1 pseudogene is annotated in these 253 nt (G+C 64.8%); it reads left to right on the top strand.

Features of this window, described 5'->3' with window-relative positions:
• Positions 1-253 (top strand): annotated as a pseudogene (locus tag SB719_RS21455) (CbbBc protein); the annotation flags it as partial.

The raw sequence follows: 253 nt of genomic DNA, 5'->3' as shown, positions 1-253 counted from the left end.
CGACAGCGCCGTGTTCTACGCCTCCGGCCGGGCGTCGCTCGAGACCTCGTACATGTATGCGCTGCTGGCACGGATGTACGGCAACAACAACCTGCCCGACAGTTCCAACATGTGTCACGAAAGCACGTCGGTCGGGCTGCCGCGCAGCATCGGCGTGCCGGTCGGCACGGTCCTGCTCGAGGACTTCGAGCACTGCGACTGCATCCTGTCGTTCGGCCAGAACGTCGGCGTCAACAGTCCGCGGATGCTGCAC

This window comes from Pantoea sp. SIMBA_079 (genome assembly GCF_046940275.1).
Lineage (GTDB): Bacteria > Pseudomonadota > Gammaproteobacteria > Enterobacterales > Enterobacteriaceae > Pantoea > Pantoea borealis.
This window is presented reverse-complemented; position numbering and strand designations above follow the sequence as displayed.